Source organism: Streptomyces sp. RerS4 (assembly GCF_023515955.1).
Lineage (GTDB): Bacteria > Actinomycetota > Actinomycetes > Streptomycetales > Streptomycetaceae > Streptomyces.
Genome location: NZ_CP097322.1, coordinates 4,694,074 through 4,710,794, shown reverse-complemented (window position 1 = coordinate 4,710,794; position 16,721 = coordinate 4,694,074). Strand labels below are relative to the sequence as shown.

Below are 16,721 nucleotides of genomic sequence, written 5' to 3'. Positions count from 1 at the left end.
GCGCCGCCCCTTGGTTCGTTGGCTGGCCGGTCATCCTGTTTCTCCTTGGTGGTGGGGTCGGTTTGGCGGTACGGCGCTTCGGTGTCGGCTTCCGAAGGGCTCAGGGGCGCGCGTGTGCGGAGGCACGGGACAGCGCGAGGACGGCGTGGACGAGGAGCCCGGCCGCGGCGGCGAACGCGGCGGCCGGTACGGGCACCAGCGCGAGCCCGAACGCCAGCGCCACCGGGGCCCGGTGCGCGCCGTGGACCAGCAGCAGCCGGGCCAGGAACAGCAGCACCGCGAGCGGGACGGCCGCGGCCGGGGCGGCGCCGGTGAGCACGGCGGCCCCGTCGCGGCGGCGGCGAACAGCACCAGCACGCCGAGGAGCAGGGGTCGGGCCCCGGCGGCGAAGTCCTCCAGGGCCCGGCTCCGGCGAGCCGGAGCCGCGCGCGGGCGGCGAAGAAGGCCCCGGCGAGGTACCCCGGGCCCACGGCCGACGCGAGGGCGGCGCCGAGGGCGGGCCCGTGCCGGTGGACGGCCCAGCCGACGACGGCCGCCGCGAGCAGGTGGGCGGCGTAGGGAACCGCCCGCCGGCCGACCGGCCGGGCCACACCAGTGCCCCGGCGGTGAGGAGCGCCGCGAGGGGTCCGGCCCCGGGGACCCCGGCGGCCACCGCGCCGAGCGCGAGCGCGCCGGGCAGCAGGGCGCACCCGAGGCGGCGCAGGGCGCGCGGCCGGTCCGGGTCCGAGACGGGCGGCGCGGTGGGGGCCCCGCCCCGAGGGGTGCGTGCGTACAGCTCCTCGGCGAGGGAGAAGACGTCCCGGTGCCGGAAGCGCGCGGCGGCCCGGTCGGTGAGGCCGTGCGCCTCCAGCCCGGCGGCGATCTCCAGCGGGTCGACGGCCCGCTCGCACAGCTCCCGGTGCCGGTACAGCAGCACCTTGACGGGATCCCCACCTCCCCTCCGCCGCCCCGCCGGGCCCCCCTTCGCCGCAGGAGCCGGCCCGCCCACCCGCCGCCCGCCCGCAAATGCCTCCCCCGCGAGCACGTCGGCCGGGATCGCCCCCGCCGGAAGCACCTCGGCCGCGAGCACCTCAGCCGCGAGCCCCTCCGCCGCGAGCATGTCCGCCGGAAGCACCTCAGCCACAAGCCCCTCCGCCGGAAGCACCTCGCCCGCCCGCCGCCCGGCCCCAAACGCCTCGGCCGCGAGCACATCGGCCGGGATCGCCCCCGCCGGAAGCACCTCGGCCGGGAGCGCCTCGGCCGCGAGCACGTCGGCTGGCACCACCTCGCCCGCAAGCACGTCCGCCGGGAGCACCTCGCCCGCCCGCCGCCCGGCCCCAAACGCCTCGGCCGCGAGCACATCGGCCGGGACCACCTCGCCCGCGAGCACGTCCGCCGGAACCACCCCGGCCGGGAGCACCTCCGCCGGAGCCGGTTCGTTCCCCGGGCCGGCGCGCAGGGGGTCGAGCGCGTCGGGGGGGAGGGCGCGTCGGCCCGGGTCCACGGTGGTCACAGGGCCGCCTCCGCTCCGGCGGCCGGGCCCGCGACGGCCCAGGTCGGCGTCGTCCAGTGCCCAGGCACCCGCGCCTCGGCGGGCCGCGCGAACGGCACGTCCCCGTCGGGCCGGTCGGATCCGCGCGCCAGCAGCTCCAGGTAGCCGTCCCGGAAGGCGGCCACGTTCTGCTCGACGGTGAACAACTCCAGGGCCCGCGCCCGCGCCGCCGCCCCCAGCCGCAGCGCCCGCTCCGGTTCCCCGAGCAGCGCGAGGCACGCGTCGGCCAGGGCCCGGGGGTTGCGGGGCGGTACGACCAGTCCGGTGCCGCCGATGACCTCGCAGACGGCCCCCGAGTCCGTGGACACCGTGGCCCGGCCGCAGAACATCGCCTCGGCCAGGGTGATGGGGAAGCCCTCGATCACCGAGGACAGCACCACGATGCGCCCGGCTCCGTACGCCTCGGCCGCCGAGGGGGCCCCGGGCCCGCCGACCTCCTCGAAGGTGACCGGGTTCTCCCCCACGGTGCGCGCGTCGGCGGCCTCGTCGGGGAACAGCTGCGCGGCCAGCGAGCGGCAGTCGGCCAGGTAGTCCGGCACGAACGCGGTGGCGAAGATCCGCAGTCGGGTGTGCGGCGCGCTCCGGCGGATCTCCGCGAAGGCGTGCAGCAGGGCGATCAGGTCCTTGGCGGGCTCGATCCGCCCCACCCACACGAGGGTGTCGGGGTCCCCGGATTCCGGGTCCTCCCCGACGGCGGCGAATCGGTCCGCCTCCATGCCCGGGTACACGGTCCGCACGCGCTGCCGGGGGGCCCCGCAGCGCTCCTGCCAGCGGCGGGCGTGCGCGTTGCCCGGGGTCAGCAGGTCGGCGCGGGCGTAGATCTCCGCGGCTAGGCGGAAGTGGAAGGCGCCCAGCAGCGCGCGGACGGCCGGCCGCTCCTCGGGGGCCCGTACGAGGTAGTGGGCACGCAGCCGCACCCCGTACTCGGTGACCAGCAGCGGGACCCCGAAGAAGCGTTTGGCCAACAGGCCGGGGAGCGCCGCGACCCCGCCCGCGGTGGCGTGGCAGACGTCGGTGGCGCCGAGGCCGGGGTCCTCGTACCAGTCGAGCGACAACGGCCGTAGTACGCGCTCCAGTTCGTCCACGAACGCCAGCAGGTCCGCCACCCGCGCGGCCTGGAGGGCGCGGGCCGCGCCGGGGGCCCGGCAGGCGGACTCCACGGTCCGTACGGCCGTCTCCGAGCGCAGGGCGGCGTACATCCCGCCGTGTTCGCGGGCCAGCAGGGCGAGTTCGTAGAGGCCGGCCGCGAAGGCGTCGGGGTCGGCCGCGCAGACGCCCCGCACCAGGTCGGTGAAGCAGGCGGTGAAGCGGCGCCGCTCGCGGCGGGCGTGGGTGCGTCCGTCGTCGGCCGGCGCCCACAGCGGGGCCGTCGTCACCCGGGTCACGTGATCGGGCAGCGGGACCCGGCCGCGCCCTTCCTCTTCGGCGCTGCGGCTCAGCGCGTAGAGCTCGAACTCGTGCTGCGGGAGCCCGCGCACGAGCCGCTCGCACCACAGCCTCGCCTCTCCGGCCACATACGGATAGCCGCCTTCGGTGAGCAGTCCGATCCGCACGAGTGGCACCCCCGATCTCCCGTCCAGGCGGCCGCCGTCGGTCCGGTGACCCGCCGCGGGAGAACTCAAGCGGATGGGCCGGCGGCGCGATGGACGGATGTCCGTCGCGCCACCGGAAGGGGTGAAGAGTCGTAACTTTCCCGTACGGGTCGCGTTCGAGCACGCTAGGAAAAGGGGCGCGTCAATTCCCGGGATAAACCCACGGGTTGGGCTTGCAGGAAATGTTGTCGATGTCGAGGGACTTCGTCTGCTGCTGCATGATCGGCGCGAGCGCGCCGGGGGTGCGGCAGCTCACGTGACCGTGCCCGAGTCGGTGTCCGACCTCGTGGTTGATGATCATCTGCCGGTAGGCGAGCATCCGGTCCGGACCGTAGGTCGTCGAACCCTGCGCCCAGCGGAAGGCGTTGATCATCACCCGCTCGGTGGCGGCCGAGTCGCAGGAGACGTTGTCGACGGTGGTGTCGAGGCCGGAGCGGGCGCACCAGGTGCCGGTGGTGCCGGGGCTGGCCAGGGTGATCACGAAGTCGGCCTCGCCGCTCGGCACCCGCTCGAAGGTCATCGCGCCGCCGTGGGCCCAGCTGCGCGGGTCGTTGAGGGTGCGCTGCACCGCCTCGGCGAACAGCTGCGCGTCCAGTCCGAGGCCCTGTTCGACGTCGACCCGGTAGCGGATCAGCCTGCCCTTGCCGGGGGCCTTGGCGATGCCGGGGACGGTGTCGAAGGTGCCGGGGCCGGCGAGCTTCGCGTCGATGGGCAGCTGACGCGCCATCTGCTGCTCGTACGTCGGCGGCTCCTGGGCGACGGCGGGCGGCGGGGAGGCGGGGGTGGGGCGACCGTCGGAACGGGAGGCGGCGGACTGCCCGCCCAGGGCGCGGCCCGTCTCGTCCTTCCCGACGGCCGGGGCGGCGCCGGCGGTGGTCTCCTGCTCGGTGGCCACCTGCCCCGCGACGACGACGGCGAGCACGGTGGTGACGGCGGCGGCCGCCATCCCGGTGTACGTACGGATCTTCGTGCCGCGCCCGGTGACCGGCGGCTCGTCGGGGATGACCTCGGGGGTGCGCGGGCCGGGGACGCGGCGGTGGGAGCCGGTGCCGGTCAGCGGGTCGGACGCGGGGGCGGGTGCCGGGGGGGCCGGTTCCACGGTGATCCGGGGGAGCGGTGCGGCGGGCCGGTGGAGGGCGTTCGCGCCCCAGGCGCCGCCGCCTTCCCACTGCTCGGGGTGGCCGCCGGGCCGGGCGGGGCTGCTCGGGACCACGTGCCCCCGGTGGACGACGGGGGGCTCGGTGGCCCGGGGCCTCGGCCGCTGCCCGTACGCCGCCTCGTAGGGCCGGGGCTCGTGGGGCTGGGGTTCATGGGGCTGGGGCTCGTAGGACTGGGGCTCGTAGGACTGGGGCTCGTAGGACCCGTCCTGATACGGCGCCGGCCGCTCGTCGTACCCGCCCTGGTAGGCCGCGGCCGCGTACGGCTCGTGGTACCCGTCCTCGTACGGCGCGGGCTCGTACAGCGCGCCGTCGTACGGTCCGCCCTCGTACGCGGCGGCGCTCCGGTGCGCGGGCTCGTACGGCGCGGCTTCGGGGACCGGGCGGACGGGGGCCGGGTCCTTGCGACTATGTCGTCCCACGGTCGTCAGCCCTTGCCGTCTGCGGTGTCTCGGTCGGTGGTGTCCCGGTCGGTGTCGCGCGCCAGCTCCCGGAACGCGGCCGCGACCACCTCGGGGTACTCCATCATCGCCACGTGCCCGGCTTCGGGCAGGCACAGCAACCGCGAACCCCGGAAGGCCGAGGCGGCCTTGCGCGCCATACGGTACGAGACCAGTTGGTCCCGGCCACCGTAGACCAACAGGGTCGGCGCGAGCACCCTCCCGGCCTGGCGCCACAGTCCGTGTTGCCCGCCGAGGGTGTACGCGTCGACGATCCCGCGCGAGGAACGCGTCATCGCCTCCCAGAAGTACGGCAGGGCCATCCGCCGTTCCATCTCCTCGACGGCGTGCGCGAAGCCCTCCGGCGTCACCCGTGAGGGGTCTCCGTAACAGAGGTCCGTCACCCCTCGGGTGCGCTGCTCGGCGGTCAACCCCGCCGCGAGGCGCCCGAACAGCGCGGCCATCCCGGGCACCGCCAGCAGGGCGGTGGGGACGGCCGAGCGCTGCACGCGCAGTTCGGGCAGGGCGGGCGAGACCAGCGTCAGGGTGCGTACGAGGTCGGGCCGGACGGCCGCGACGCGCGTGGCGACGGCCCCGCCGAGGGAGTTGCCGAAGAGGTGGACCGGACCGCGCCCGGCGGCGTCGAGGCACCGGATGACGGCGCGGGCGTGCGCGGTCACGGAGTAGTCCCGGTCGGCCGGCGGCGGGGACCAGCCGAAGCCGGGGAGGTCGACGGCCTCGCCGGCGAGGCTGTCGGCCAGCTGCTCCATGAGCGCCGACCAGTTCTGCGAGGAGCCGCCGAGTCCGTGCACGAAGAGCGCGGGCGCCAGGCCCTCGCGTACCGGTGGCCGGAAACGTACGTTCATCTCCAGGCCGGGCAGGGCGACGGTGCGCAGCCGCTCTCCCCCGTCCACCCGGAACGCCTCCGTCTGGGAGGTCGGCGCGGCGGTGGACCGTACGCCCGGCAGCTCGGTCGAAGACATGGGGCAATGTTACGAGGTGATCACGCCGAGGCCCTTGTCTTCGCTTGTGTTGACAGTCACAGGGCGGTCACGGGCCGTCTGGCGGCGCACCCCCGATCCTCCTAGGCTCGTAGGGAGACGAGGGAAGGCGAGGGGAGCCCGATGACTGTCGACCCTGCGGAACCGGACACCTTCCGCGAGCAGATCCCTGACGGCCTCGACGACGAGGCCCCGGAGGCGGACGCCGCCGAACAGCACACCGACCTCCAACCGCAGGACGACGACGAGGTGACCCCCCTGCCCGGCGAGGCCGCCGACGCCGACGCGGCGGAACAGGCCCGGGTGGTTCCGCTGGACGAGGAGGACTACCGCTGAGCACCGCTGACCAGCGTGTCCGGGCTGTGTCCGGGCGGTCCGCACCGCGAGAAAACTCGGCTTGAACCCACCAGATTCGGTTACCGAAAAGTACGATGGCCGCGCGGCGCAGAGCGCACTGTGTTCTTAGAGAAAGTGGGAGGCGGCGTGACAGCCATCGAGCAGACCGAGGCAGCGCGTCCGCGGGGCACGCGACTGCCGCGCCGTGCCCGGCGCAACCAGCTCCTGGGCGCGGCCCAGGAGGTGTTCGTCGCGCAGGGCTACCACGCAGCGGCGATGGACGACATCGCGGAGCGGGCCGGCGTCAGCAAGCCGGTGCTCTACCAGCACTTCCCCGGCAAGCTCGACCTGTACCTGGCCCTGCTGGACCAGCACTGCGAGGCCCTGTTGCTGGCCGTGCGCACGGCGCTCGAATCGACCAGCGACAACAAGCTGCGCGTGGCCGCGACGATGGACGCCTACTTCGCGTACGTCGAGGACGAGGGCGGCGCGTTCCGGTTGGTCTTCGAGTCGGACCTCACGAACGAGCCGGCCGTGCGTGAGCGCGTCGACCGGGTCTCGCTCCAGTGCGCGGAGGCCATCTCGGACGTGATCGCCGAGGACACCGGCCTGTCGAAGGACGAGTCGATGCTGCTGGCCGTGGGCCTGGGCGGGGTCTCGCAGGTCGTGGCGCGGTACTGGCTCTCCAGCGAGAGCCCGGTGGCCCGGGACACGGCGGTCGGTCTGCTGACGTCGCTGGCCTGGCGCGGTATCGCCGGTTTCCCGCTGCACGGCACGGAGGCCTGAGCGGCTCACGGGTGCCTGACCGGCCGCTGTTCGCTGCGAGCGTGTCCGCCGGGAGCCGATCGTGTCGCCTCTCCGGGCTAATGTGGACCGGGTACGGCGCGGCTGATCGCGCGAACCGGACCGTCGGAGGGACAAAGCCGTGGAGGTCAAGATCGGCGTGCAGCACGCACCCCGGGAGATCGTGCTGGAGAGCGACCTGAGCGCCGAGGAGCTGGAGAGCATCGTCGCCGCCGCGCTGTCCGGCCAGTCGCCGCTGCTGAGCCTCACCGACAACAAGGGCCGCAAGGTCCTCGTGCCGTCGGACCGCCTGTCGTACGTCGACCTGGGCGAGCCGAGCGTGCGCAAGGTGGGCTTCGGAGCGCTCTGAGGCACCGAGAACCGAGAGAAACGGCCCGGCGGTTGGTTCCGCCGGGCCGTTTCCCGTTCTTCCGCTTCGGGTAGGACGGCAGTGACCCGGTTTGCCCTGACGTATGGGAGTGGCCAGATGCTGCTGATGGAGGCGCTCGGCTCCGGTCTGCTGGGCCTCGCGCTGGCGGGGGTCGCCGTCCGCCTACTCGCGACGCGACTTCCCTCCACCAGAACGGTCCTGGTCAGCGGGGTGGCGGGCGCGCTCTTCGGGGCGTATCTCACGCACATGTCGCTGGGCCCGGGGCACAACACGCTCCTCGCGACCCTGCTGGGCGGCGTCGGCGTGTCGGTGGTGGTCCTGTCCCTGTTGCTGCGGCCGGCCTCCCGTTCCGGGAGGTCCCCTCACCGCGCTCCGCTTTCCGTGGCGTCGCGCGGCTGAGCGCCGCTCGCGCGGCGCCGGAGCCGAGCCCCCGTCGGGACCCGGCTCCAAGCGCGCTGTCTAGCTGTCCGGCTGTCCAGGGAGGGCCGCCGGATCAGGCCGCCAGGCCCAGTGCGGCCATCCGCTTGGTGTGGGCCTTGGTGATCCGGGTGAACATCTCGCCGACGGCCGCCAGGTCGAAGCCCGCCGCCATTCCGTCGACGCCGCCGACCAGCATGGTCGACAGGGCGTCGCGTTCGGCGACCACCCGCTGCGCCTGCGAGAGCGCCTCGCCCATCAGCCGTCGCGCCCACAGCGCGAGCCGGCCGCCGACGCGCGGGTCGGCCTCGATCGCGGCGCGCACCTTCTCGACGGCGAAGCCGCCGTGGCCGGTGTCGTCGAGGACGCCGACGACCAGCGCGCGGGTGTCGGTGTCGAGGTGGCTGGCCACCTCGCGGTAGAAGTCACTGGCGATGGAGTCGCCGACATAGGCCTTGACCAGGCCTTCCAGCCAGTCCGACGGGGCGGTCTGGCGGTGGAAGTCGTCGACGCCCTTGGCGAAGGGCTCCATCGCGGCGGTCGGCTCGGCGTCGATCGCCGCGAGCCGGTCGCGCAGCCGCTCGAAGTGGTGGAACTCGGCGGAGGCCATCTTCGCCAGCTCCGCCTTGTCCGCGAGGGTGGGCGCGAGCTTCGCGTCCTCGGCGAGGCGCTCGAAGGCCGCGAGCTCTCCGTACGCCAGCGCGCCGAGCAGGTCCACGACGGCGGCCCGGTACTGCGGCGAGGCCGAGGCGGCCGCCCAGTCCTGGGCGGCGATGCCCGCCCCTTGGGCGGGGGTGCTGTCGTCGGCGGGAGATGCGTTTTCAACGGTCGACATGCTCCGCACAATAGCCGTCCGATAGGCCTCACCGACCACCAGACCTTTGCGCTCTTGGCCTGCCTAAACACGCCTACCTGGTGAATTCACCCAACACAGCTGCGCGATTCCGGGGTACAGTGGTAATGCGCCTGCCGGATACTCGGCGGGCCATCCGAATGAGGATGCCCGGTCGGTGGCCCGATCGGCTCCAACCCGACCGCCCTCGGTGCGGTGCGTACGTCCATGCGTACCGCCTCCGCACGAGGGGCCCCCTCAGCGGCACAAGCGCTTGAGCGAAGGCCAGTGGTCCCGCGCAGCTTCGCACGGCTCCCCCGATCCCGGGTGGGCGCAGTACTGCAAGCCCGGCACGGTACGACCCCCCTCGCCGCCTCGCGCCGCGTCTCACAGAAGAGGCAGCACCCTGACTACGTTCCGAGACCTTGGGATCTTTCCCGAGACGGCCGAGGCCCTTGAGGCCGTCGGCATCGTGTCCCCCTTCCCGATCCAGGAGATGACCCTCCCCGTCGCCCTTTCCGGCACGGACGTCATCGGCCAGGCGAAGACCGGAACCGGCAAGACGCTCGGTTTCGGCCTTCCGCTGCTGGAGCGGGTCGTCGTCCCCGCGGACGTCGAGGCCGGCCGGTCCCGTCCCGAGCAGCTGACCGACGCCCCGCAGGCCCTCGTCGTCGTTCCGACCCGCGAGCTGTGCACCCAGGTCACCAACGACCTGCTGACCGCCGGCAAGGTCCGTAACGTCCGCGTCCTCGCCATATACGGCGGCCGCGCCTACGAACCGCAGGTCGAGGCCCTCAAGAAGGGCGTCGACGTGATCGTCGGCACCCCCGGCCGACTGCTCGACCTGGCCGGACAGAAGAAGCTCGACCTCTCCCGCGTCAAGGCGCTCGTCCTGGACGAGGCCGACGAGATGCTCGACCTGGGCTTCCTGCCCGACGTCGAGAAGATCATGAACTACCTGCCCGCCAAGCGTCAGACGATGCTGTTCTCGGCCACCATGCCGGGCGCCGTCATCGGTCTGGCCCGCCGGTACATGACGCAGCCGACGCACATCCGCGCCGTCTCCGAGGACGGCGAGGGCGCGACCGTCGCCAACATCAAGCAGCACGTCTTCCGTGCGCACAACATGGACAAGCCGGAGCTGGTCTCCCGCATCCTGCAGGCCGACGGCCGTGGCCTCGCCATGATCTTCTGCCGCACCAAGCGCACCGCCGCCGACATCGCCGAGCAGCTGGAGAAGCGCGGCTTCGCCTCCGGCGCCGTCCACGGCGACCTCGGCCAGGGCGCGCGCGAGCAGGCGCTGCGCGCGTTCCGCAACGGCAAGGTCGACGTGCTGGTGTGCACCGACGTCGCCGCGCGCGGCATCGACGTCGAGGGTGTGACCCACGTCATCAACTACCAGACGCCGGAAGACGAGAAGACCTTCCTGCACCGCGTGGGCCGCACGGGCCGCGCGGGCAACAAGGGCACGGCCGTCACCCTGGTCGACTGGGACGACATCCCGCGCTGGCAGCTCATCAACAAGGCGCTGGAGCTCGACTTCCACGAGCCCGAGGAGACGTACTCCACGTCCCCGCACCTGTACGAGCTGCTGAACATCCCCGCCGGCACCAAGGGCGTCCTGCCGCGCGCCGAGCGCACGCGGGCCGGCCTGAAGGCCGAGGAGCTGGAGGACCTGGGCGAGACCGGCGGCCGCGGTGGCCGTGGCGGCCGCGGTCCGGCCGCCGCCGCGGTGGTGACCGAGGAGCGTCCCGCCCGGACCCGTACGCCGCGTCAGCGTCGTCGGACCCGCGCCGGTGAACCGGCCGCGGAGGCCGTGGTCGAGGCCCCGGTCGTCGAGGCCGTGGGCGTGGCGGCTCCGGCCGTGGACGCTCCCGCCGCCGACGAGCCGCGCAGGCCGCGCCGTCGTCGGACCCGGGTGGGCGCGCAGGCCGCCGCCGCCGTGATCGCCGAGGCCGCAGCGGTCGAGGCTCCGGCCGTGGCCGAGGCGCCCGTCGCCGTCGCCGTCGCGGTGGAGGAGGCTCCGGTCGCCGCGCCGCGCCGGACCCGGACCCGCAAGGTCGCCGCCGCCGCTCCCGCCGCCGAGGTCGTGGCCCCCGTGGCACCGGTCGCCGCCGTGGTGGAGGAGGCTCCGGTCAAGCCGAAGCGCGCCCGTAGGGTCGTCGCGCCCGTCGTGGACGAGCCCGACTTCCAGATGCCGCCGCTGGTGGAGCCGGTCCGGGCGCGCCGGACCCGGCCTCGCAAGACGGTCGAGGCCGCGCCGGTCACCCCGGTCGCCGCGGCCCCGGTCGCCGAGGAGGCTCCGGCCAAGCCGAAGCGCACCCGGACCCGCAAGGCCGCCGCCGCCCCGGTGGCGGACGCCGCCGCCGCGGCCCCGGTCGCCGAGGAGGCCCCGGTCAAGCCGCGCCGGACCCGGACCCGCAAGGTCGCGGAGGCCGCGCCGGAGGCGTAGGACCCCGTTGTCACGTACGGCCCCGATCCCCTTGCGAGGGGGTCGGGGCCGTTCTCGTGGGGGGCGGCTACGGACCGGTAGCCTCGGGGCATGAGCAAGCCGCCGCTTCTGACCCTGCCGTCCGTGGCCCGCGCCTACCGTATGGACACCGCGCGCGGGGAGTTCGCCGTGCACGAGGCGGGCGGGGCCGTGCGCGGCACCGCCCTGCTGGTGCCCGGGTTCACCGGCAGCAAGGAGGACTTCATCGCCCTGCTGGAGCCGCTCGCCAAGGCCGGCTACCGGGTGCTCGCCATCGACGGGCGCGGCCAGCACGAGAGTCCGGGCCCGCGCAGGGAGGACGCGTACGGGCTGGAGGAGTTGGCGGCCGACGTCCTGGCGCAGGCGGCGGCGGTCGACGGCGCCGGCCCCATGCACCTGGTCGGGCACTCGCTGGGCGGTCTGGTGGCGCGCGCCGCCGTGCTGCGCGACCCGGCGCGCTTCGCCTCCCTGACCCTGATGAGCAGCGGCCCGGCCGCGATCACGGAGGCCCAGCGGGCCCGTACGGGACTGCTCGTCGCGGCGTTGGAGGAGCTGCGGGACGACATGGCGGCCGTCTGGGCGGCGATGCGCTCCCAGGACGCTCCGGACACGGATCCGGACGCGCCGGAGTTGGCGACCTTCCTGCGGGAGCGCTGGATGGCCACCGTCCCGGAGCAGCTGATCGCCACCGGGCGCGTGCTGATCTCGGAGCCGGACCGGGTGGCGGAGCTGGCGGCCGTGCCGTTGCCGAAGCTGGTGCTGTCCGGGGAGGTCGACTACGCGTGGCCGGTGCCGCTGATGGACGACATGGCGGTGCGCTTGAGCGCGGCTCGGGTGATCGTCGAGGGTGCGGAGCACTCGCCCAATGCGGAGAATCCGCAGGTCACCGCCGATGCTCTAGTGGCGTTCTGGGACCGCTCCACCGGACAGTAGTTAGCTAAGGAAAAAATTTCCTTAGCGTAGGGAATGTTTGCTGTTTACACTTCGTTATCCCTATGCAAGGAGAACACTGACGAAGGGAGAAGCCGTGCGCTTCGAGATTCTGCGCCTGGACGATGTCGACGGAACCGCCGTGGACAGCACCGTCGTGGACGCGGCCTCCGTCAACCGGATCGTGCAGCAGGCCGCCTCGATCGGCCAGCGCATTCTGATCCGACCGGCCGAGACGGCGTCCTCCTGACGCTTCCCGAAACGCCCCCGCACCGAGCTACGGTGCGGGGGCGTTCGCATGCGCGCGTACGGTGCGCGGGGCGCGGGGCGGGGTTCAGGCGCCGCGTACGACCTGGAGCACGCCGTTGATGATCTGCTGGACGGCGATGGCCGACAGCATCATGCCCGCCAGCCGCGTCACCAGGACGACGCCGCCGTCCTTGATGACGCGGATGATCACCAGCGAGTAGCGCATGGTGAGCCACAGCACGAGGTGCATGGCGAGGATCGCGCACCACACCGACACCTGACCGGTGACCCCGTCGGCCTTCTGCACGGCCAGGATGACGGAGACGATCGCACCGGGACCGGCCAGCAGCGGCATGCCGAGCGGGACGAGGGCGACGTTCACGTCCTTCGTCTGCTTGGGCTCGTCGGTCTTGCCGGTGAGCAGGTCGAGGGCGATCAGGAGCAGCAGCAGACCGCCCGCGATCATCAGCGCCGGCACGGAGACGTGCAGGTAGTCCAGGATCTGCTGGCCGCAGATGCCGAAGATGGCGATGACGCCGAAGGCCACGCAGACGGCCTGCCACGCCATGCGGCGCTGGACCTTGGCGGGCCGCCCGGAGGTCAGGGCGAGGAAGATCGGCGTGATCCCCGGGGGGTCCATAATCACAAAAAGCGTGAGAAAAAGGGATCCGAAGACGGCGAAATCAAACACAGTGATGCCTTGCGGGAGAGGGGTGTGACGAAAGAAGAGCGTGGGGAAAGGGGTGGGCGCGGCGCTCAGGCGCGGGCGTCTCCACCGGCGCCGGGAACCGGGAAGGCCCCGGCGGCGCGGCGCGTGATCTCGCCGTAGATCTCGGGGTCGGTCGTGTACTCGCCGAGCCGGCAGGTCTTGCGGCTGCCGTGGTAGTCGCTGGAGCCGGTCGTCAGCAGGCCCAGGTCCTTCGCGAGGCCGCGCAGGCGCTCGCGCGTGGTCGCGTCGTGGTCCATGTGGTCGACCTCGATGCCGTCGAGCCCGGCGGCGGCCAGCTCGGCTATCGCGCTCTCGGGCACACAGGTGCCGCGCTTGACGGCGGCCGGGTGCGCGAAGACGGTGACCCCACCGGCCGCCTTGACCAGGCGGATGGCGTCGAACGGGTCCAGCTCGTGCTTGTGCGCGAACGCGCGCCCGCCGTCGGCGAGCCACTCCGGCGTGAACGCGTCGGAGACGGTGGGCACGACGCCCAGGTCGACCAGGGCGGTGGCGATGTGCGGCCGGCCGACGGAGCCGTCGCCCGCGATCCGCGAGACCTGCTCCCAGGTGATGTCCACGCCCAGCGACCGGAGCTTGCCGATCATCGTCTGGGCGCGGGGGGTGCGGTCGTCGCGGACGAGTTCGCGCTCGCGGGACAGCTCGGGCTCTTCGGGGTCGAAGAGGTACGCCAGCATGTGCATGCCGACGCCGTCGAGGCGGCAGGAGAGCTCCGCGCCCGTCACGAGGGTCAAGCCGGCCGGCAGCGCGGCGATGGCCTCGGCGTATCCCCCGACGGTGTCGTGATCGGTCAGCGCGATCACGTCGAGCCCGGCGGCTGCCGCGTTGCGCACCAGCTCGGCGGGGGTGTCGGTGCCGTCGGAAGCGGTGGAGTGGGTGTGCAGGTCGATGCGCACAGCCGGGCTCCAGGGTTCGGACGGACAGGGGGACACTCCAGGGTACCGCTGCCGCGGACCCGGTCCCGCCCCCGCCCTGGTCGGGCGGGGTGTGGGCTCACACCTTGCCGTCCGGGCTCAGGATGCGCGGGCTCAGGGCGCCGCAGGGCAGGAGCTCCACCTCGGAGCCCGCGTCGCGCAGGTCGGTCAGGACCAGTTCGTCGTACATGAGGAGCCCCGACTGCTCGGGCCACACCACGGCCCACAGCCACAGCCCCCGCGCCTCGCCGGCGAACACGGCCCGGTCGTCCGGCGCCCCGGAGACGTGCCACAGCGGCGTCGGCCGGCCCGCCGCGACGACCTTCGCGTGGGGCGGCGCCGAGACGTCGATGTACGGGCCCGGGTCGGGCGCGTCGATGCCGGCGAAGCGGGAGCCCAGCCCGACGCCCAGTTCCTCCGCGATCAGCAGCAGCTCGCCGATGCCGCCGAGCGGCCCCGGCCCCGAGCAGGCGACGGCCGTGGCCCGACCTCCGCTGCGGTCGTCACCGGCGGCCGCGATCCCGGTGAACAGCCAGCCCACGGGCAGCGGCCACGGCATCCACACCGGCACCTGCGCACGGTTCACCACCACGCCCAGGGCCTCGACGCTGGGCGGGATGACAGGCTGTAGCGGATGGACCGGTCCGTGCACCGCGCACTGCCAGGAGTCGGCGAACAGGCCGGGCGCTCGGACCCGGCCACCGCACTTCGGGCAACTCGGTTCGCCCCTCATAAGAAGCACGCTCCTCCCAGCCCGGCGCGCCGTCAAGGCGCGATCACCCGTCCGGATGTCATCCGTACCCGCGGGCGCGCGGCTCAGTCCCGTGCGGCGCCAGTCCCGTGCGGCGCCAGTCCGGTCCGACGTCAGTCCAGTGCGACGGCCGTACGCAGAGGGTCCCGCAGATCGGTGCCGCGCGCGAGCCAGCGCTCCTGGAGGGCCGCGGCGCCGTGGACGCGCTTCCAGGCGGCCTCGTTCGCCGTCATCGGCAACAGCGGCAGGAAGCGGACGGGGTCCATCGGCTCGTCCAGGAGCAGGTCCTCGACGAGGCCGCCCGGCTCGGCGACGAGGACCGAGCTGAACGGCGCCCCGTCCCAGAGCGGTTCGCCCACGTCCAGCGAGGCACCGGGCGCCACGATCAGCCCCTCGACCACCGGGGAGGCCGCCAGCACCGCGAGGGGGCGCAGCAGTTTGTCGGTGGGCGCGAGGCCGGCCCGTACGGTCAGGACCAGCTCGGCGCGGGGTCCGCGTACGGGGTCGGCGACCGGGTCGGTGGGGTCGGTCATCGGGTGCGCGGACATGCCGAGCGTCGCGTACCGGACGAGGTCGTCGGAGGCGAAGCGGAGGACCTCGATGCGGTCGGTGCCCAGGAAGGTGACGGCGGCGCGGGCGTCGGGTTCACCGAACGCTTCACGCAGTCGAGCCTCGACGAGGGCCAGAATTTCTGCCATGGACCGAGCATAGAACTCGTATCAGGCGGGTAAAGGGCGGCCCCTGACCATCCGTCGGCTGATAGTGTTGACAGCTGTTCGGGGCCGCGTGCAGAAGCACGTCTCGGCGCTCCGGCGACAGGACGTCCTCCACGGAGGACCGGCCGGAGGAGGTGGGGCTGCGATGGATCGAAGTCGATCGTGCAGTACCGATCGCTCTTCCGCTTCGCCGGCGGGCACTTTCCGCCCCCTGTGATCGTCTGATCATCAGTAGAAGAGCGACGGCAGAACGTTTGTCCTCCCGTCCTGTTTCCTTCCGTCCGCCCGGGTCCGCCCGCCCGCGCTCACGGAGGGCCTCCCACCCGTACGGCTCGCAGCCGTGCGCGCGAAGGAGCCTGCCATGTCGATGCTGCCCTACCTCCGTGCCGCCGTCCGTCCCGCCCTGCGCCGGTCCACCCCCGTCCTGCCCGGCTACGACACCACCCGCGACCCCTCCGCCAGCAGCGCGGTCGTCGACTGCGCCGTCTACCGCGACGGCCGACGCGTGGAGGGGACCGCCTGCCTGTCGCCGCGCGAGGCGATGCGGCGCGTGCGCGAGGCGGGCGGCTTCGCCTGGATCGGGCTGCACGAGCCGACCGAGGCCGAGTTCGCGGGGATCGCCGCCGAGTTCGGGCTGCACCCGCTCGCCGTCGAGGACGCGGTGCACGCGCACCAGCGGCCCAAGCTGGAACGTTACGACGACACCCTCTTCACGGTCTTCAAGACCATCCACTACGTCGAGCACGCCGAACTCACCGCGACCAGCGAGGTCGTGGAGACCGGCGAGGTGATGTGCTTCACCGGCCCCGACTTCGTCATCACCGTCCGGCACGGCGGGCAGGGTTCCCTCAAGGGCCTGCGCCACCGCCTCCAGGGCGACCCCGAGCTGCTCTCGCGCGGCCCCTCGGCCGTACTGCACTCCCTCGCCGACCACGTCGTGGACGGCTACATCGCGGTCGCCGCGGCCGTGCAGGACGACATCGACGAGGTGGAGAGCGACGTCTTCGCCGCCCCCGCCAAGGGCGCCGTCCGGGGCGGAGACGCGGGCCGCATCTACCAGCTCAAGCGCGAGGTCATGGAGTTCAAGCGGGCGGTGTCCCCGCTGCTGCGGCCGATGGAGCTGCTGAGCGAGCGGCCCATGCGGCTGGTCGACCCGGACATCCAGAAGTACTTCCGCGACGTGGCCGACCACCTCGCCCGGGTGCACGAGCAGGTCATCGGCTTCGACGAACTGCTGAACTCGATCCTCCAGGCCAACCTCGCGCAGGCGACCGTCGCCCAGAACGAGGACATGCGCAAGATCACCTCCTGGGCGGCCATCATCGCCGTGCCCACGATGATCTGCGGGGTGTACGGGATGAACTTCGAGCACATGCCGGAGCTCCACTGGAAGTACGGCTACCCGATGGTGATGGCCTCCATCGTCGGGATCTGTTTCACCATCCACCGCGCCCTGCGACGCCACGGCTGGCTGTAGGCCGCGC

The 16,721-nt window shown here is 73.4% G+C and carries 17 protein-coding genes; 8 read left to right on the top strand and 9 right to left on the bottom strand.

Annotated features, from left to right (window positions below):
- Nucleotides 1–100: 100 nt before the first annotated feature.
- From M4D82_RS22025 to M4D82_RS22010, 4 genes are all read right to left on the bottom strand, one after another.
- Entirely contained in the window at nucleotides 101–1,492 is a 1,392-nt protein-coding gene (locus M4D82_RS22025) for a hypothetical protein (protein ID WP_249767682.1), read from the bottom strand.
- Entirely contained in the window at nucleotides 1,489–3,084 is a 1,596-nt protein-coding gene (locus tag M4D82_RS22020; protein ID WP_249767681.1) for a DUF3492 domain-containing protein, read from the bottom strand. The genes M4D82_RS22025 and M4D82_RS22020 overlap by 4 nt, the downstream gene beginning before the upstream one ends.
- Nucleotides 3,085–3,265: 181 nt before the next feature.
- Nucleotides 3,266–4,702, bottom strand: coding sequence for a DUF3152 domain-containing protein (locus M4D82_RS22015; protein ID WP_249767680.1), 1,437 nt, complete (start codon nucleotides 4,700–4,702; stop codon nucleotides 3,266–3,268).
- A gap of 5 nt (nucleotides 4,703–4,707) precedes the next feature.
- Complete coding sequence (locus M4D82_RS22010; protein WP_249767679.1) at nucleotides 4,708–5,703, bottom strand: alpha/beta fold hydrolase; 996 nt, start codon at nucleotides 5,701–5,703, stop codon at nucleotides 4,708–4,710.
- 141 nt (nucleotides 5,704–5,844) lie between these two features.
- On the opposite strand from M4D82_RS22010, the gene M4D82_RS22005 reads away from it, so the two are divergent.
- The 4 genes from M4D82_RS22005 (at nucleotide 5,845) to M4D82_RS21990 (ending at nucleotide 7,630) form a co-directional block, all read left to right on the top strand.
- The gene (locus tag M4D82_RS22005) at nucleotides 5,845–6,057 is read left to right on the top strand and encodes an Rv3202a family protein (RefSeq protein WP_249767678.1); all 213 of its coding nucleotides are present in this window, start codon (nucleotides 5,845–5,847) and stop codon (nucleotides 6,055–6,057) included.
- Between the two features lie 147 nt (nucleotides 6,058–6,204).
- A complete protein-coding gene (locus M4D82_RS22000) occupies nucleotides 6,205–6,843 on the top strand; it encodes a TetR/AcrR family transcriptional regulator (protein ID WP_249767677.1) in 639 nt (212 codons plus the stop codon).
- Nucleotides 6,844–6,982: 139 nt separating this feature from the next.
- The gene (locus M4D82_RS21995; protein WP_249767676.1) at nucleotides 6,983–7,210 is read left to right on the top strand and encodes a DUF3107 domain-containing protein; all 228 of its coding nucleotides are present in this window, start codon (nucleotides 6,983–6,985) and stop codon (nucleotides 7,208–7,210) included.
- A 117-nt stretch (nucleotides 7,211–7,327) separates the two neighbouring features.
- Nucleotides 7,328–7,630, top strand: coding sequence for a hypothetical protein (locus tag M4D82_RS21990; protein WP_249767675.1), 303 nt, complete (start codon nucleotides 7,328–7,330; stop codon nucleotides 7,628–7,630).
- A 94-nt stretch (nucleotides 7,631–7,724) separates the two neighbouring features.
- Here the strand turns inward: M4D82_RS21990 and M4D82_RS21985 are convergent, their stop codons facing one another.
- Nucleotides 7,725–8,483, bottom strand: a complete 759-nt coding sequence (locus M4D82_RS21985; RefSeq protein ID WP_249767674.1) for a ferritin-like fold-containing protein — start codon at nucleotides 8,481–8,483, stop codon at nucleotides 7,725–7,727.
- A 469-nt stretch (nucleotides 8,484–8,952) separates the two neighbouring features.
- Between M4D82_RS21985 and M4D82_RS21980 the strand changes: the two genes are divergently transcribed.
- The 3 genes from M4D82_RS21980 (at nucleotide 8,953) to M4D82_RS21970 (ending at nucleotide 12,130) form a co-directional block, all read left to right on the top strand.
- Entirely contained in the window at nucleotides 8,953–10,932 is a 1,980-nt protein-coding gene (locus M4D82_RS21980) for a DEAD/DEAH box helicase (RefSeq protein WP_502988981.1), read from the top strand.
- A 90-nt stretch (nucleotides 10,933–11,022) separates the two neighbouring features.
- Nucleotides 11,023–11,883, top strand: a complete 861-nt coding sequence (locus M4D82_RS21975; RefSeq protein ID WP_249767673.1) for an alpha/beta fold hydrolase — start codon at nucleotides 11,023–11,025, stop codon at nucleotides 11,881–11,883.
- Nucleotides 11,884–11,977: 94 nt separating this feature from the next.
- Nucleotides 11,978–12,130, top strand: a complete 153-nt coding sequence (locus tag M4D82_RS21970; protein ID WP_249767672.1) for a DUF8834 family protein — start codon at nucleotides 11,978–11,980, stop codon at nucleotides 12,128–12,130.
- 84 nt (nucleotides 12,131–12,214) lie between these two features.
- On the opposite strand, the gene M4D82_RS21965 is transcribed toward M4D82_RS21970, so the two are convergent.
- The 4 genes from M4D82_RS21965 to M4D82_RS21950 all read right to left on the bottom strand — a co-directional run bounded on the left by M4D82_RS21965 (nucleotide 12,215) and on the right by M4D82_RS21950 (nucleotide 15,219).
- Nucleotides 12,215–12,820: a MarC family protein gene (locus tag M4D82_RS21965; protein WP_249767671.1), complete on the bottom strand. Its 606-nt coding sequence runs from the start codon at nucleotides 12,818–12,820 to the stop codon at nucleotides 12,215–12,217.
- 65 nt (nucleotides 12,821–12,885) lie between these two features.
- Nucleotides 12,886–13,752, bottom strand: a complete 867-nt coding sequence (locus M4D82_RS21960) for a PHP domain-containing protein (RefSeq protein WP_249767670.1) — start codon at nucleotides 13,750–13,752, stop codon at nucleotides 12,886–12,888.
- 97 nt (nucleotides 13,753–13,849) lie between these two features.
- Entirely contained in the window at nucleotides 13,850–14,503 is a 654-nt protein-coding gene (locus M4D82_RS21955) for a DUF6758 family protein (RefSeq protein WP_249767669.1), read from the bottom strand.
- A gap of 131 nt (nucleotides 14,504–14,634) precedes the next feature.
- Nucleotides 14,635–15,219, bottom strand: coding sequence for a suppressor of fused domain protein (locus M4D82_RS21950; protein WP_249767668.1), 585 nt, complete (start codon nucleotides 15,217–15,219; stop codon nucleotides 14,635–14,637).
- 379 nt (nucleotides 15,220–15,598) lie between these two features.
- On the opposite strand from M4D82_RS21950, the gene M4D82_RS21945 reads away from it, so the two are divergent.
- Entirely contained in the window at nucleotides 15,599–16,714 is a 1,116-nt protein-coding gene (locus M4D82_RS21945; protein WP_249767667.1) for a magnesium and cobalt transport protein CorA, read from the top strand.
- The last annotated feature ends 7 nt before the right edge of the window (nucleotides 16,715–16,721 follow it).

Bases quoted from the DNA above. Each gene is read 5' to 3' on its own strand.
- M4D82_RS21990 (WP_249767675.1), top strand. From the start codon at position 7,328: ATGCTGCTGATGGAGGCGCTCGGCTCCGGTCTGCTGGGCCTCGCGCTG.
- M4D82_RS22010 (WP_249767679.1), bottom strand. From the start codon at position 5,703: ATGTCTTCGACCGAGCTGCCGGGCGTACGGTCCACCGCCGCGCCGACC.
- M4D82_RS21945 (WP_249767667.1), top strand. From the start codon at position 15,599: ATGTCGATGCTGCCCTACCTCCGTGCCGCCGTCCGTCCCGCCCTGCGC.
- M4D82_RS21985 (WP_249767674.1), bottom strand. From the start codon at position 8,483: ATGTCGACCGTTGAAAACGCATCTCCCGCCGACGACAGCACCCCCGCC.
- M4D82_RS21955 (WP_249767669.1), bottom strand. From the start codon at position 14,503: ATGAGGGGCGAACCGAGTTGCCCGAAGTGCGGTGGCCGGGTCCGAGCG.
- M4D82_RS21975 (WP_249767673.1), top strand. From the start codon at position 11,023: ATGAGCAAGCCGCCGCTTCTGACCCTGCCGTCCGTGGCCCGCGCCTAC.
- M4D82_RS22005 (WP_249767678.1), top strand. From the start codon at position 5,845: ATGACTGTCGACCCTGCGGAACCGGACACCTTCCGCGAGCAGATCCCT.
- M4D82_RS21950 (WP_249767668.1), bottom strand. From the start codon at position 15,219: ATGGCAGAAATTCTGGCCCTCGTCGAGGCTCGACTGCGTGAAGCGTTC.